Genomic DNA, 15144 nt, shown 5'->3' with positions numbered 1-15144 from the left:
CATTGCTTTAAAACGATTGAAAGCTGCCCTTTCTACTAAATATTTGAGAAAAGTGATAGGTTTTTAAACTTTGATGAAATCGCCCTGCAAACAACTACACATAATCTCTACCCTTAATAAAACCTTAATGTTGCATCTTTAAAATCACTCCTATAAAAAATAGTTCATCCACTTGGAATTACCCTGTTGCTTCAAAGTATTTGGCAACCCTAAGCTTTTTTTCGGAGAAAAGCATGAAGAAAATTGTTATTATCACCCATGCTCCCCAAGGTACCTTAGGTGATCCAAGTTCTGCAGCCAAATTACAGCACTGTATTATCAGTGAATTTTCCAAGCAAAGTGAGCCAGTTGACATCAAGGTGGTCGTCAATGTTAAATCTAAATATGTAGAGCCTGTTAAAAAGTTGTTTAAAAGCAATATGCCTTATCAATTGCTCGATGAATTTAATGAATCTACTTTAATTCCTGAGATTGCTGATGCGGACCTCATCATTCTCTATCCTACTCCTCATTTTTTTGATTACTCTACAGCGGCGCTCATTGGAAAAGCAAAGAAACGTGTTCTTGCCCTTGGTGAATACGATATCGATTTAGACTATCAGCACCAAAACAGAAGTACTTTTTTTAGTACTGTTGTTGGATCAATTTTCCTTTCTACAGGCGTTGGCGAAAAAAATCTTGGGATTTATCTTAATGAACGCGACCTTTCTTACAAAAATTTATTTGATCTCATTCACCCTGAAGACTCCTCAAAATTACCTAAAGACTTAAAACAGGGCCAAGGACTGTATTTTGGTTATTTTAATAAAATAGCTAACTCTTATACGGGCGCAACTCCCGCACGTTTTATCACATTTGCGGCACATAATAATCCCGATCAGAGAGAGATTGATATCGTTATACCATTGCAGATGAAGGATGCCAGCAATTGCAGTCAAGAAAGTACAATGAGTGCATTAAGCGAGAGTGACTTTATCAAGAACTTACAAGGTCTTAATCAAGTACTCATTGCCTATTATCCTCCAGCATCCGGTTCTCCACTATACCTGATTTATCATCCAGATGAAGGAACACATTCAGAAATAAGCAAAGAAGAATTTGAAAACCAACAAAATAAATCCGACAAAATTATTCGAGTGTTTAACCCATTCCCTTTACAACAACAGTCCATAGAAGCATTTCTGGAAGTCTCAGAGCCTATTAATCTATTGACTGGCGATCAAAGTATTTCAGAAGCCTTATCTTTTGCAAAAACTCCGTTTTATCAGGCCATGTCATGGAAAACGAATTTTTATGAAGCCTTGAAAGAAGTGGCGCAAAAAAACGCGTTTACAACGCTTCATCGCTGGTTTGAACTCGTCAACGATAAATTTATATCATCGAAAAAACTTGCTGATTTTTACAACAAACATCAGGAAACACTGAAAAAAGAAACCCAAGATTTTCGCAATTATCTTCTTAAAGAGAAAAATTTATCCTTCAACATTACGGGTTACATTCGTTCCATGCTGACCATGTCACCCTATGAACTTTTTAAAACGTTTATTGATAATATGCCTCAAAATTTTAACTATTATGTTAGTGAGCAAGGTGCATGTAACAAAGCAATCATAGGAAGTATGTCTCTTTTCGATCATTTTAATTTTTATCTGGAAGAGGCAGACACCAATGAAAAAAATAGCATGATAAAGTACTTCATAGAACAGATAGACCAAATTATCGATGCAAAAACAGAAAGTATTATTCACTTGTTTTCTAAATTAAAACGCATACATCCAGAAATCAAAATACCCTTGCCTCACTCATTACTCGTTAATATGTTATGTGCTGAAGCAATGAGTCACACAAGCTCTATTGAGTGGAAATTTGACTCCTACATAGAAAAAAATGCGTTAATAGAATTCAAAAAAAATGAAATGGAGCGCGTTAAAAAGCCTATGCTGGATATGAACAACATTCCTATTTTGTTGGAATTGATCGCGGAAAGTCAATGTACTTCAAAAGAGAAAGTGAACTTACTTCAGTCGATCATGGATAATCTCATTTGTTATGTATCTAATTTTTCATCTAATGAAATCGATTCTTTAATGAAATTTATAATGCTGGAAAAGAGCCCTGATGTGTTACACCAGATATTTACATTTTTATTCACCACTCCCTGCTACCAAGATGCAATCCCCTCCATTCTATTACATAGCGGTAGACCTAGCCCGTACTTCCAAATCCCAGAAAATAAACGCATTGATTTCCTAATGAAAACATTGGCACATCCCCATGTCGATAATATTTTATTTAAATTAACTCCTCTAGCGAGGCAATATATTTTAGATGAATTACTCTTTTCTAATACTTATGAGAAACAAAACTTATTTTGGGGTGAAAGCGGAAAATGGCTAAAACCCAATTTTATTCGCCAAATCCTTTCTGTCAGCGGCAAAGACGAGCAAATGATAATCATACATTATTTGGAATCAGCTTTTAAAGTAAGTCCTTATAAGAAAAAGATTATGATGGATAACATGGACTATCTCCCCTCCTATTTACAAGAGTTCCTGAATTCAACTTGTCTTGTTGATGACCTTAACTACTCATATTAATCGCGGGTGCTTGGTGAAATACCCCTTCTCTAGCTCATGTAAAGATTAAATAACAGTCCCCGGTTTAAATTGGAGATGAAATGACACCAGAGGAATGGGTATTTTAACTGGTTTTATCACACCCCATATTCTAAATAGGAATAACTACTAATCTGATTTTGATTGTGTATTTCATGTTCTCTAAATATCCAGTTTGTATTATAGAAATTACACAGTTATTGCTAATTATTACGAGAGAGCAGAAGGAGTTGATCATGCCATATACTGAAGAAATACATCAGTCAATAATGGACCTAGCGGAACAACAAAAAAAAGCTGTTTCTACAAGTCACAACCTATATCATAGCTTTAGGGAAGATAGATACAAATTTAGCTATGAAATAGATCATAACAGTCACCTGGATGTCTTACGAGAGCAAAATATATTTTTAGATAATAATCAATTTTTTGTATATTTGAAATACAATGGAGAGAATAGTAACGACTTAAAACTTCATATCCCATTAAAGCAAGGTGCCGAAAACGGTCTTTTAGTTGCTAATATTATTAATCAATTAAATATCGGTATTGTAGGAGCTATTAAAGCGGTCAATCCTAATATTGGTAACCTTAGCGTTTCAATTGATGAAGAGTCCAAATTAAGAGCAACAACAGGGGCCGCTATCACTATTTACTTTAAAGACAATGCAACATCAGAGGAAATCGCGCAAGCAATCTATCATATTAACCAAAGATTAGAGGAAGTTGATAGGCTACACCCCATAAATTGTGGTAAAACAGCTAACTCTGATAAAAAAATAAGTCCTTTCGTAAGTGTTACGATTGACAAGGATGGAGGCTTTTATATTGATGCCAGTACATCTAAGGGCGTTGAAGCAAGACAACAATTACTCAGCAAATCGATACAACTCAAACAAATAGAAAAAATATTGCCACTTTGTAAGACTTTAGAAAAAATTGATGGCTATATTTCTAATAGAGAAAAATTAGACACTTATACGTCAAAATTTTCTCAGTTCAAATTTTTATATTCTGCAATCATTACTCCCTTTACCAAAACACAAAAACTTGACGCCGCTAATGCACTTAGAAAAGTTATTCTCGGGAACGCAACTGCTGATACACTCATAAAACATTTAGATGCTCTAAATGAACGAAACAGTAATCTAAAAAAAGTATTTGATTTTGTAATGAAAGAACATCCCCAATTATCCGATGATTTGAGAGCTAATGAGCGATGCATTAAACCATAAAAATAATTTTACTAGGTAACGTATATGGAACTCATTGATCCTACATCGAGGCGGCATGTTGGGATTAGGTACCAGAAGATGCCCCTCTTTTAACCGTTTACTCCGTGCGCAGACATCTCATTAACAAACAAAGACAAGCCGAGACTTGCGCTGTGGGTATTTATTGTCTACCACGGTAAGATACCCTCTAAAATATGCAACAACCAAGTCTTGAGACGCAGAAATTTGAGTTGTCAACAGCTACTAGCAATATTTTAGTTTTATTAATGTATCTTGCGATGTTAATAATAGGTGCAGAAAATAAGAACTCGCAATGCTCCAGGATCGACTGGATTCAATTGGTAACTCTTTGGGGTAACCACTTACATTAATAATTTTTACATTATTTTTTAGCGTTACTGTCGCATCATGTCTGCTGCCAAACACGTTACCACCATCAGATACAGCTAAATCAACAATGATTGTGCCATTTTTTAGTTTTAGTAGGGTTGACTCTGGAATTAACATGGGTGCAGCAATCCATGCGGTTGATGCTGCAGTTATAACAATATCCGCATCCTTAATTACCTGGTAAATTTTATCTTGTCTCATCTTTAATGATAAATGACGTTCAACAACAACATTATGTATGCCTTGTAAACTAAAAAACTTAGATTTGGATACATCGCTCGTTATCATGGTATGTGGTATGTTGCGCTTAACACATTCTTGAGATGCGGCAGTGCCTGCTTCACCACTACCAATAATTGCAACGTGTTGGACAGACGCATTAAAGATTTCCATCGCATGATTCAAGGCTAATCTACCTGCTATTCGGCTCATGTCCTTCAAAGAGTCCATTGGGGTATTAGCCGGAAAAAGAAACTGATCCAATGAATAATATTCAATTTTAGCCCGTTGATATTCTGCAATATGTTCAGAATCTCTTTCAAGAATATCCAATAAACCTACCATTTTGGTGTACGGCTTTATGACACTATTTTCTATTCTCTCTCGCGTTCGATCAGGCCGTTTCACACGCACAATAATATCGATATCACTCAATGCTTGGCGATAACTATCAACCTGATCATAATTAATGTGACGAATGTTAGCTCCTGCCAATATGTAATCCGTATTACTATAACCTGCCCATACACCTGCAGAATCTTCAACAAACACCATAATTCCCAAATTGATTAATCGAGCAACATCGCTAGGGATCAATGCCACTCGTTTTTCATTATGGCGGGATTCTTTTACTAAGAAAATTTTAGGTTGCAAATTCTTTATCCTCTTTTTAGTTAATATACATAATATTTTTTAATTTATCGTCATATGCTTTTCCTGTATGAATGGCGGTTCTTAAATTCGTGTTGAAATGAGGATTAATTCCTTTAATCACAGGGATTATAGCGTCATAATTTGGGCGTAATTTATAAACAACAGATAGCCTTCTCTCTGTAGTTGATTTTAAAACTTGGTGAAGCGGAGCTGGGTAATAACCATCAGTCCAAATTTCAAGAAACTCGCCAAACATAATAAATAATGTATTGGGAATATAGGGAACAATTTTCCATTCACCGCAGACATCTTTTAGCATTAATCCAGGTTTATCTTGAGCAATAATAGTCATTAAGCATAAATCTTTGTGGGCACTCATCCCATACTGATCCGCATCACCGGGATTTGACGAATGAGGATAACAATTAAGCCCTAATTGATGATTGGGATGATTGCAATAATCAGCAAAATAATGTTCTCCTAAATTTAAATTCCTGGCGATTATTGATAAAACATATGCGCCAATATACTCCAACGAATAGAAACCAGCCTGCAAATATTTTTTAAAGATTGAGCTATGCGCCTGAATAGCCTCTACCCCAAGTGTCGATGTTTTATTCTTTAAATCATTTAAATAACCCACTTTATATTGTTCACAGGGCTCATGTTGGCGATGAGCCAATTCGCTAAACTCACTACCTATTCCTCTATAGCCTAAATAACGATTATCAGCAGAGGCAATATAGCGTTTCTTTATTGACACATCTAAGTTAAAAAAATGCTCCGTTTCAGAAAAAAGACCTTGTAAGTCAAATGGAACTATTGATTCAAATCCACTAAGAAAAAAAGCGCCATAGGTTTTACATGCCTTATCCATTTTACAATATTCTTTGAGTCTTGACTGTTGGTTTTTCGTTTTTGAAATATCAATCAAAGGCAGATTAATGAAATACTTGCTATACATGATCGCTCTCGATAACTGGTTAAAATAAAAGAAATTTCAATAAAAATCTCGCTGAACTAGAGACTTACCGAGGGTAAGTTGTTTCCTAAAAGTAAACAATGACTTACAATGAACAACATATTTTACTATTTGCATATAATCGATGGGAATGTTAGACGATACAGCACTATTTGTGGCTGTAGTGCAACAAGGTGGATTTAGCCATGCCGCGAGGCATTTAGGGCTATCGGCTGGTTTAGTAAGTCGTCGCATTGCACACCTAGAATCTAAACTTGGTGTCACACTTCTCAAACGAACCACAAGACAGTTGCACTTAACATCTGAAGGAAAATTGTTTTGGCAACATTCTTACCGAATCCAACAGGAATTAGACACAGCACTTACTTTAATCCAATCATCAGCAAAAAAACCAAAGGGTTTAATAAGAATCAGTGCCCCCTTTTATTTTGGGAGACATTATTTAACACCTCTTTTAAGCCAATTTTTAAATGATTTTAAAGATATAAAAATTGACTTAGTACTGAATAATCAAAAGCTGGACCTCGTCAAAGAACACCTGGATTTAGTAATTCGTGGTGCAGGTTATATGGATGATGAAACCCTATTAAAAGACAGTAGCTTGCAAATGAGGCTAATAACTAAAGAAAAAATTTGTTTATATGCCAGTGCCAAATACCTCCTCAAACATGGGGAACCTGAATTAGTAGATGAGTTATTAAATCATAGAATAATCAGTTGCATGAACTTAACCTATTCCAATCAAGAAAAATGGAATTATAAGTATCATAACAAACACGGAAGTATTACATTTGAACCCCAATTTAATTGCAACGATATCGACAGCGCTCTTATTGCTTGTATTAACGGATATGGGATAGGTAAATTTACTGATTTTAATGCCAGGATAGCACTGCAGCAACACCAACTACAGCCAGTTCTTACACAATATGACTTTGGTTTTTATCATTTGTATGCAATCTATCCTCATCAGCAAGCCTTACCCAAGCGAACTCGACTCTTATTAGATTTTATTATGACCCATCTCAACTCTTCCTAAAGAATGCAACTTCACGTTACCTAAAAAATATTGTCAATATTGTTGAGTTAACCCAAAGACACTTGAAAAAATCATCCATATCATAGAAGATTTTAGTGGTCGACCTAACAAAGTACCTCAGTACATATTGCTCCCAATTTATGGCAAAAAGGACAAGGCCCATGCTTAAGAACCTCTTGACCACTGTATCGCTTTCTCTGCTGTTCATGATCTTATCCATGCCCGTTTTAAGTCGTACAACAACGATACCCCAAGGTTCTGATACCACCGCGGCATCAGAAACGGCTATTCCTGCAGATATAGAAGCAATCATGAGTAAGCCTATGTATAAAAATGCAACATGGGGGTTACGTGTTCTTAATCTTGAAACTGGGAAAGAATTGTTAAATTTAAATTCAGACATCCATTTTTTTATAGGTTCAGTTCGTAAAATATTTAGTGTAGGTGAATTATTAAATAAAGTAGGTCCCCAGCATCATTCTGTCACTACGGTACATAATGATGGTGTAATTCACGATGGAGCCCTTAAGGGTAATCTGATACTGGTCGCTTCTGGTGATTTGACTATGGGTGGCCGTACCCTTCCCAACGGTAAAATCGCTTTTACTCCATTTGATCATAATGAAGCGGACTCGTTGGGTAATGCAGTACTTACAAAAACAAATCCTTTGGTAGGATATCAAGATTTAGCAAAACAAATCAAAAAATCAGGTATCCATGCAATAGACGGTGACATTATTATTGATGATAGGCTCTTTGATGCGTTCTATTTCAGAAATCAATTTTATGTATCCCCTATATTTGTTAATGATGATGTAGTAGACGTCATTATTAATCCTGCCAAAGTCGATGAAAAAGCGGTTGTAGACTGGCGTCCCAAATCAGACGCTTTTAGTGTAGTCAATGAACTTTTCACGGTACAACCCAATAAAAAATATACTCTGGAACTAAAACCTATCCTGCCTGAGTGCATAGGAAAACCCAATTGTCTTGGCTTAATCAAAGGAGATCTACCAAGCAATTTTTCTCCTCCTTTGACCAATAGCTTTCCCCTGATTCAAACTTATAGAATCACAAAACCAGCTAATTTCGCAAGAACTGTATTCATTGAGGCGCTGCAACAAGCAGGAGTCGATGTATCCAAGATCACAAAAGTAAAAGATAATCCTATACATCTACTCAAACTTAACCATTTTTATAATGCGGATAATCAGGTTGCATCTCTTCAATCACTTCCATACCAAGAACATGCAAAATTTATTCTCAAAGTAAGTTACAATATAGGCGCTGATACGAGTCTTATGCTTTTGGGCCTCACCAATGGAGAGCGTACTATGACAGACAGTTTAGCTATGGAGAAAAAACTGCTCAAAGACAAATACGCTATTACTTCCTCAGAGTATCATTTCGTTGATGGCAGTGGGGGAGGTAATACGACAGCAACAAATAAAGTCATTACCCAATGGCTAGAAATAATGTCACAAGAAAAAACGTCTTTCGATGCCTTTTTTAATGCATTACCCATTCTTGCAGTCGATGGTTCATTAGATTTTGTTAAGAATTTCAAGACGAACCCAACACTCTCGGGCGCTGCGGGTCATGTTTATGCAAAACCAGGATCTTATGTACTGGGCACAGAATCTGGAATGATCCTTAAAGGGCAAGCCTTAGGCGGGTATATCCATAGTAAAAATAATCATAAGTTGGTATTCAACTTAGTTGTTAATAATGTCCCAATTAACTCATTGGATAACTTGTTAGAGGTATTTCAGGATCAAGGGGAGATAACAGCACTTTTGTGGCGTGATCAGTAGCTTCTCTCTAACTTGGATTGAAATCATAATAAGCATAATTAAGGGCAATTTGATCGGGGGGTATTGCTTGAAATTGTTTCAAGATGCTCTCGGCGCGAGATTCTTGAATTAGTTCAGCAATAAGGTTATCCATATCGATATTTAAATATCCAGCATAGTCTGTAACTATTGGACGCCAAATGGTATTAAGGTAATCCTTTATAGAAAAGAACTCTTCTCCATTATGCGTTATTCTCGCCTCATTGCCTTTTTTTAATACACTATCACGATTAAGAATGAACCACCTATTTTCTGGTAGCAGTAATAACTCTTTTGTTCTTAGCTTATGTAAAATACTCATAAAGGTGAGGAGCATTGCCTGCGTAAATACATAGAGCTTTGAAAGTGCTGTAGTATCAGCAACTCTGATCTCAATGCGATAACCTGCTGATGGATTTGTTGAGTCAATTGGCTTTGGCAGAATATCATACCAGACATTATATTGACGTAATGTATCTGCTTTATCGGGTAAATGATTACAATAGTGCTTCAATTCACTTAAATTACAAATGTCCAAAGGCAATGGACCAGTACGACTCCCACTTAGCGAATCATTAAGACGAACTCTAAATGATTTATAATTAGTGTTTCTATTGGCAAAAACAGGTGATGATTGTGTAATTACAGAACAAGGCCACATATACACTTGCAGCCAATGACACAATGGAATCAAATAATCGATGTCGTTAAAACCAACTCCGAGATTTATTTGGTAACTGCAATAAAATAATGGGCCGCCTTGTTCAGCCATGAGAGGTAACGAAGCCAAACAATATGGACTATCAGTCATGACTAGCTCATCACGACCTCTTCCCGGATGCAAACCTAACAAAAGTAATAAATATCCTTGTTGCGATAAAAATTGATTGGCCGCATTCAAACTTGTAGAAAGGCTCTGAAACGCCAAATCCACATTCTGATAAGGCAAGGTAGCCAGTTCAATTGTAGCCGCATCAAACTCCGTCTGAATCGCAGGATAGCCCTGGGAAAGAAAATAGGCTGAAATTTTTTGAAATGCTCTGTTGTTAAACTCTAGACTCGCCTTTCCTGTATTTATATCAATCACATTGGCTTCTAATTCCAACCCAATAGATAGTTCATGAGCATCCATATTGATGCCTATTTTATTAGGACAAGAGTTTATAAGAATAGATTAATTTAATTTATTTATCAAATATCTATAATAGAACAATTGATAAAAATTATCATGTGCACACAAATATTAATCTAATCTACCCCTATCCATTTTGGCGCGAAATATGCATGCAAATTAAGATTATTATTGATTAAAAAATAGGTATTAGAGAATGGAAGCAGATACAATCAATACATTAAAAACTCTCTTGCTTGATAGTATATTGACCGCGCAAAAACGAGATGAGTTGAAAAAGTACTTTAAAAAAACCTTTGAAATTTATGAAAGCCTATTTGCTTGTATTGCCAACGAGAAAGCCTATTACCTGCGTGCTGAGCCGTTAAGACATCCGTTGATATTCTATTATGGCCATACGGCGACTTTTTTTATCAACAAACTTATTCTTGGACAATACATTGACAAAAGAATTAATGAACAATTTGAATCAATGTTTGCTGTTGGCGTTGATGAAATGTCCTGGGATGATTTGAATACCGCCCATTACGATTGGCCGACAGTTAAAGAAGTTACTGATTATCGTAAGCAAGTAAACATGTTAATTGAACAATTGATTGATGCAATACCTATCGGAACGCCAATAAACCAAGATTCTATAGTTTGGCTCATTTTAATGGGTATTGAACACGAACGAATACATCTTGAAACATCCTCTGTCATTTTAAGAATGGTCCCATTAATCTATTTACATAAATCCCAAAACTGGCCATCTTGCAAGGAAGTGGGAAATGCCCCAGTAAATGAATTAATTGCTGTAACTGGTGAGCATCTCTTATTAGGTCGTGGGCATGAACATACTCTATTTGGATGGGATAACGAATATGGTCACCATGAAGTTGGGGTTAATGATTTTCATGCCTCAAAATTTTTAGTCTCTAACCAAGAGTTTTTACTCTTTATTGAAGCTGGAGGCTATGAAAACTTTGGCTGGTGGACCCATGAAGGAAAACAATGGTTAATGTATACCAAAGCAAAAATGCCCCGTTTTTGGCGCTTTGAAAATGGACAATTTTGGCAAAGAAATTTACTTGAAGAAATATCTTTGCCACTTAACTGGCCTGTTGAAGTAAATTATCATGAGGCCAAAGCTTTTTGTAATTGGAAATCATTTACTGAAAAAAAATATATTCGTCTCCCAACAGAAGAGGAGTGGATGGTTCTACGTAATAAAATTGAGGATGATGTCACTGATTGGCAAAAAGCCCCAGGAAATATCCATCTTGAATACTATGCGTCATCCTGCCCAATAAATAAATTTAAAAATGGACCTTTCTATGATGTTATAGGCAATGTATGGCAATGGACTGAAACGCCAATAGATGCATTTCCAGGCTTTACAGTGCATAAACTGTATGATGATTTTTCCACACCAACTTTTGATGGACAACACAATTTAATTAAGGGAGGCTCCTGGATTTCAACAGGAAATCTGGCTACAAAAAAATCACGTTACGCGTTTAGACGCCATTTCTTTCAACATGCAGGTTTTCGTTACGTACAAAGTGAAACTCCTTTATTACCAACAGAAAAAATGAATGGCTATGAAGCTGATCCGTCAATTTCTCAGTCATTAGAGTTTCATTATGGAAATGAATATTTCGGGGTTCCTAATTTCCCAGTCGCATGTATTAATCGATGTAAAGAGTTTTTTATTAAAGGGGCTCATTTAAAAGCATTGGATCTTGGTTGTTCGGTGGGTCGTTTTAGCTTTGAATTGGCTAAGTATTTTGAGCATGTTGATGCAATTGATTTTTCAACTCGCTTTATCCAACAAGGAGTACATTTAAAAGAAGCAGGAATTATTCGATATGCAATAACTTCTGAAGGTGATTTAGTGGATTATAAAGAATTGAAATTGTCTGATCTGGATTATCACGATTTAATGGATAAGGTTCATTTTATTCAAGGAGATCCTTGTAACTTAAAGCCAATTTTTAAAGGGTATCATTTCGTATTTTGCGGTAATTTAATAGATAAACTTGGCGATCCAGCCCTTTTCTTAACATCAATCAGTGATCGTCTTAAACCTAAAGGACTTCTGGCTTTAACGTCTTCCTATACCTGGCTAAAAGAATATACTGATAAATCCAACTGGCTTGGTGGGATTAGAGTTAATGGCGAATTTCAAAAGACCATAGAGGGTCTAAAATCTTTACTAAAACCTCGATTTAATTTGCTTGCAACAGAGGACATTCCCTTCGTAATCCGTGAAACTGAGCGTAAGTTCCAGCACTCCATAGCACAATTAACTATATGGCAATTAAAAAATAAATAATTATAGACTAAAGCACATGCTTAGCATCAAACAAGTCAAGGCATGTAGTTCTTTGCACAATTATTTAAAAAGCAAATCATGCTCCATTTTGTCTTCGATTTAAAATGACTCGAAATCGCTAAGAGATATTTTTTCCAAAATCTCCTCGATAGGTAATCCCATTACGTTGTAATAGGATCCTTTTATTTCTTTAACAAAGGTATTATGCACTTGTTGAATACCATATCCCCCAGCCTTATCAAAAGGATCTCCTGAATCGATGTAATTTTGTATTTGCTGTTCTGTTAAGGTATGAAAAGTGATGTTGGTTGTCACATAATTAATACACCATTGTTGTTCGGGTAGAAAAATTAGAGCATAACCCGTATAAACTTCATGAGAATTGCCACTTAACATATGCAACATTCTTGATGCATCTTTATGATCGCGAGGTTTTTCTAAAATATGCTCCTGATAAACCACCGTAGTATCCGCAGCCACAATGAGATCCGTATTCTCTATTGCAATTCGAGACAAAACCGTCCGTGCTTTTTCCTGAGCAAGGCGGGTTACATAGTTTTTACCCTCTTCGTTTTCTTGTCGAATTTCTTCAATATCAGCAGGCATAACCACTGCAGTCAATCCATATTCTTGTAATATTTGTAAACGTCTTGGAGAGGCGCTAGCTAGAACAATTTTTAATTGATGATTTGATTTCATGATCTCACTGATTGTTTGATGTTTAAAACATCTATTATTTAAAGTTGTTTTTGTTCTATAATCAACCAAAAAATACTTTTAAGTATTTTTTACTGTTTTTTATTTCGATGCCTGAATAGATCAAAACAATGAAAATTTATCTTAATCAATCAAACTGCCGAGCGACTTTATTTTCTTTACAGGCTTTTCTGAAAAAAGTGAAATCGCCTCTTCATCCATTAGATAAGGATGATTGGGAACAAAATATTGTTATCACTTTTGATAAAAATATTCCTCCCTCTCTTCAACGAGAAATTATAAGTTGTCTTAACGAACTATGTCTTGAGCTAGAACAGAAAAAAATGGCTATCAATCTCTGTTTTTATAAGACAAAAAATATTGCTCAAGAAATTAAAAAATATATTTTGGTTGAAAACAAAGTTCTGTGTAGACACTTAGTCTCTGGTTTTGAAGAGTTGATTGTTTCATCGAATGAGTTAGCTGATTATGTTTTAGAAGATAGTGAATTATCGAATCTATTAAATAGTATTGAAAAATCATTATTTAGTCTCTCCAATGTTGAGTTTATCCCCCTGATACAAACATTTCCAAGTTCATGTTTTGCCTGTAGTATTTTAATGGTTCTGAAAGAACTTAAACTAATTAATGAACCCACGCGCACCCAAGAACTCCAAATTTATAAGCAAATTTGGCTAGAACCTGGCGAACAAGCCGATATTGAAAAAGTAATTCTCTATCTGAGCCAATATAAAATAAAAATGATCGGCCTCGATTTCGTAGAAAAAACTGATGATTTATTGGATTTAAGCAATAGAATTAAAAACAGCCGCCCTGAACTATCGCAGCATATTATAAATCAATATACGTTATTTCATCAGAATAAAAACAAGATAAATCAATATAGTGTACTAAAAATAGAAGATCCTTATTCAATAAACAACGAGTTTTTTAAAGGAGGATTTACCTTTCTTATCTCTCGCTCTTCGAGTAGCCAGGGACTTCATGTTTTATTTGCAAGAGTATGGCAAGAGCAGTTTCAAGTCATTGATCCTGAAAATGGTGAAGTCAAAATGTATCCTTCATTCGAAGAGTATTATGACAGTTTTGAAAATTTCAGTAAGGCGTTTACCGGAGTAGCACTGCACGTTGTTTCTAACTCTAATCTAATTTAGCAATTTTTTGCATAAAACTTATGCTTTATTAAGCTTCTCTTAATATTGAGATGGTATAATTTTGCCCTTTTTGATAGTTTATTAACACACAAGGGGAAATAATGAAACATTATTCCAATTCGCCTAAAGATTCGTTTTTTAACTCAGATGAAAAATCTAAAAAATTACCATTACCAAGCCTAGAAGCGTATAACATATTAAGAGAAACAACAGCTCTTAATGATATTTCGTCCATAGTTTACAATTTTAATCAATTGGTAGATAAGGATAACAGTACTTTGAAATCTCACCACTATGGTCAAGTGTCGTCAAAGTCTTATTGATAATCAAGCGTATATCAATGATTTGAATGATATTTTAGCCCGATTAACTGCTGCTGTGAGTAATGATAAACCTTATAAATCTTTGTTTGGAGATGTCGTAAGATTAAAAGAGCATCTACAGGTTATTATAGGTTATTATCAAGACCAACTGAAGAAAGGGTTACCGGATGTCGAGTTTTATCAAACCTCTGCTTCATTTGCTCCGCTTATTTCGTTAATTGTTCAAAATAAAAAACCATTTCTTGATGATATAGAGTCAGAAAGAATAGCAAAATATGTAATCAATCATAATGCAAGAGATATTATGGGTAAGGACATGCTCAGGATAACTGACATTATCATGAACCCCTTCCTAGAAGATCATCGCAATGATAAATCATTTTCCTATTGTTAAGTCTTTCTCACATTTCATATAAACTTCCTTATGTGAATAAAGTATTAAAAAGCGGCTTTTACGCCGCTTTTTTTGAGTCAGCTTGTGCCACCTAAATCGATTATGTTCATCAAAACTAATCTTTTTCTCCCTATTAAATAA

The 15144-nt window shown here is 35.2% G+C and carries 11 protein-coding genes; 7 read left to right on the top strand and 4 right to left on the bottom strand.

From position 1 onward, the window contains the following. Window positions 1-233: 233 nt before the first annotated feature. Both Lsan_RS22585 and Lsan_RS05085 read left to right on the top strand, forming a co-directional pair. A complete protein-coding gene (locus Lsan_RS22585) occupies window positions 234-2597 on the top strand; it encodes a hypothetical protein (protein WP_065236277.1) in 2364 nt (787 codons plus the stop codon). 173 nt (window positions 2598-2770) lie between these two features. Next, window positions 2771-3850, top strand: a complete 1080-nt coding sequence (locus Lsan_RS05085; RefSeq protein ID WP_133134294.1) for a hypothetical protein — start codon at window positions 2771-2773, stop codon at window positions 3848-3850. A 243-nt stretch (window positions 3851-4093) separates the two neighbouring features. Here the strand turns inward: Lsan_RS05085 and Lsan_RS05080 are convergent, their stop codons facing one another. Next, the gene (locus Lsan_RS05080; RefSeq protein ID WP_058513432.1) at window positions 4094-5113 is read right to left on the bottom strand and encodes a Rossmann-fold NAD(P)-binding domain-containing protein; all 1020 of its coding nucleotides are present in this window, start codon (window positions 5111-5113) and stop codon (window positions 4094-4096) included. A 16-nt stretch (window positions 5114-5129) separates the two neighbouring features. Next, on the bottom strand, window positions 5130-6077 hold the full coding sequence (locus Lsan_RS05075) for a 2OG-Fe(II) oxygenase family protein (RefSeq protein ID WP_058513431.1): 948 nt from the start codon (window positions 6075-6077) through the stop codon (window positions 5130-5132). Window positions 6078-6219: 142 nt separating this feature from the next. On the opposite strand from Lsan_RS05075, the gene Lsan_RS05070 reads away from it, so the two are divergent. Continuing rightward, window positions 6220-7134 (top strand): LysR family transcriptional regulator, encoded by a 915-nt coding sequence (locus Lsan_RS05070; RefSeq protein WP_058513430.1) that lies wholly within the window; start codon window positions 6220-6222, stop codon window positions 7132-7134. 161 nt (window positions 7135-7295) lie between these two features. Then, on the top strand, window positions 7296-8948 hold the full coding sequence (locus tag Lsan_RS05065; RefSeq protein WP_058513429.1) for a D-alanyl-D-alanine carboxypeptidase: 1653 nt from the start codon (window positions 7296-7298) through the stop codon (window positions 8946-8948). Between the two features lie 7 nt (window positions 8949-8955). Here Lsan_RS05065 and Lsan_RS05060 read toward each other — a convergent pair whose 3' ends face one another. After that, window positions 8956-10098 carry a glutamate-cysteine ligase family protein gene (locus Lsan_RS05060; protein WP_058513428.1) on the bottom strand — a complete coding sequence of 381 codons (1143 nt, stop codon included), beginning with the start codon at window positions 10096-10098 and terminating at the stop codon, window positions 8956-8958. Between the two features lie 196 nt (window positions 10099-10294). Between Lsan_RS05060 and ovoA the strand changes: the two genes are divergently transcribed. Next, entirely contained in the window at window positions 10295-12415 is a 2121-nt protein-coding gene (gene ovoA / locus Lsan_RS05055; protein ID WP_058513427.1) for a 5-histidylcysteine sulfoxide synthase, read from the top strand. 99 nt (window positions 12416-12514) lie between these two features. Here the strand turns inward: ovoA and Lsan_RS05050 are convergent, their stop codons facing one another. Next, window positions 12515-13114 (bottom strand): nucleoside triphosphate pyrophosphatase, encoded by a 600-nt coding sequence (locus Lsan_RS05050; protein WP_058513426.1) that lies wholly within the window; start codon window positions 13112-13114, stop codon window positions 12515-12517. Between the two features lie 128 nt (window positions 13115-13242). Here Lsan_RS05050 and Lsan_RS05045 point away from each other — a divergent pair, with 128 nt between their 5' ends. Together Lsan_RS05045 and Lsan_RS05040 are read left to right on the top strand one after the other, a co-directional pair. Next, window positions 13243-14286, top strand: coding sequence for a hypothetical protein (locus Lsan_RS05045; protein ID WP_058513425.1), 1044 nt, complete (start codon window positions 13243-13245; stop codon window positions 14284-14286). Between the two features lie 294 nt (window positions 14287-14580). Further along, complete coding sequence (locus Lsan_RS05040; RefSeq protein ID WP_237762039.1) at window positions 14581-15003, top strand: hypothetical protein; 423 nt, start codon at window positions 14581-14583, stop codon at window positions 15001-15003. The last annotated feature ends 141 nt before the right edge of the window (window positions 15004-15144 follow it).

This window comes from Legionella santicrucis, from assembly GCF_001468135.1.
Taxonomy (GTDB): domain Bacteria; phylum Pseudomonadota; class Gammaproteobacteria; order Legionellales; family Legionellaceae; genus Legionella; species Legionella santicrucis.
This window is presented reverse-complemented; position numbering and strand designations above follow the sequence as displayed.

Coding starts and splice junctions, on each gene's coding strand:
- Lsan_RS22585 (WP_065236277.1), top strand. CDS start 234: ATGAAGAAAATTGTTATTATCACCCATGCTCCCCAAGGTACCTTAGGT.
- Lsan_RS05085 (WP_133134294.1), top strand. CDS start 2,771: ATGTTCTCTAAATATCCAGTTTGTATTATAGAAATTACACAGTTATTG.
- Lsan_RS05075 (WP_058513431.1), bottom strand. CDS start 6,077: ATGTATAGCAAGTATTTCATTAATCTGCCTTTGATTGATATTTCAAAA.
- Lsan_RS05070 (WP_058513430.1), top strand. CDS start 6,220: ATGGGAATGTTAGACGATACAGCACTATTTGTGGCTGTAGTGCAACAA.
- Lsan_RS05065 (WP_058513429.1), top strand. CDS start 7,296: ATGCTTAAGAACCTCTTGACCACTGTATCGCTTTCTCTGCTGTTCATG.
- Lsan_RS05060 (WP_058513428.1), bottom strand. CDS start 10,098: ATGGATGCTCATGAACTATCTATTGGGTTGGAATTAGAAGCCAATGTG.
- ovoA (WP_058513427.1), top strand. CDS start 10,295: ATGGAAGCAGATACAATCAATACATTAAAAACTCTCTTGCTTGATAGT.
- Lsan_RS05050 (WP_058513426.1), bottom strand. CDS start 13,114: ATGAAATCAAATCATCAATTAAAAATTGTTCTAGCTAGCGCCTCTCCA.
- Lsan_RS05045 (WP_058513425.1), top strand. CDS start 13,243: ATGAAAATTTATCTTAATCAATCAAACTGCCGAGCGACTTTATTTTCT.
- Lsan_RS05040 (WP_237762039.1), top strand. CDS start 14,581: ATGGTCAAGTGTCGTCAAAGTCTTATTGATAATCAAGCGTATATCAAT.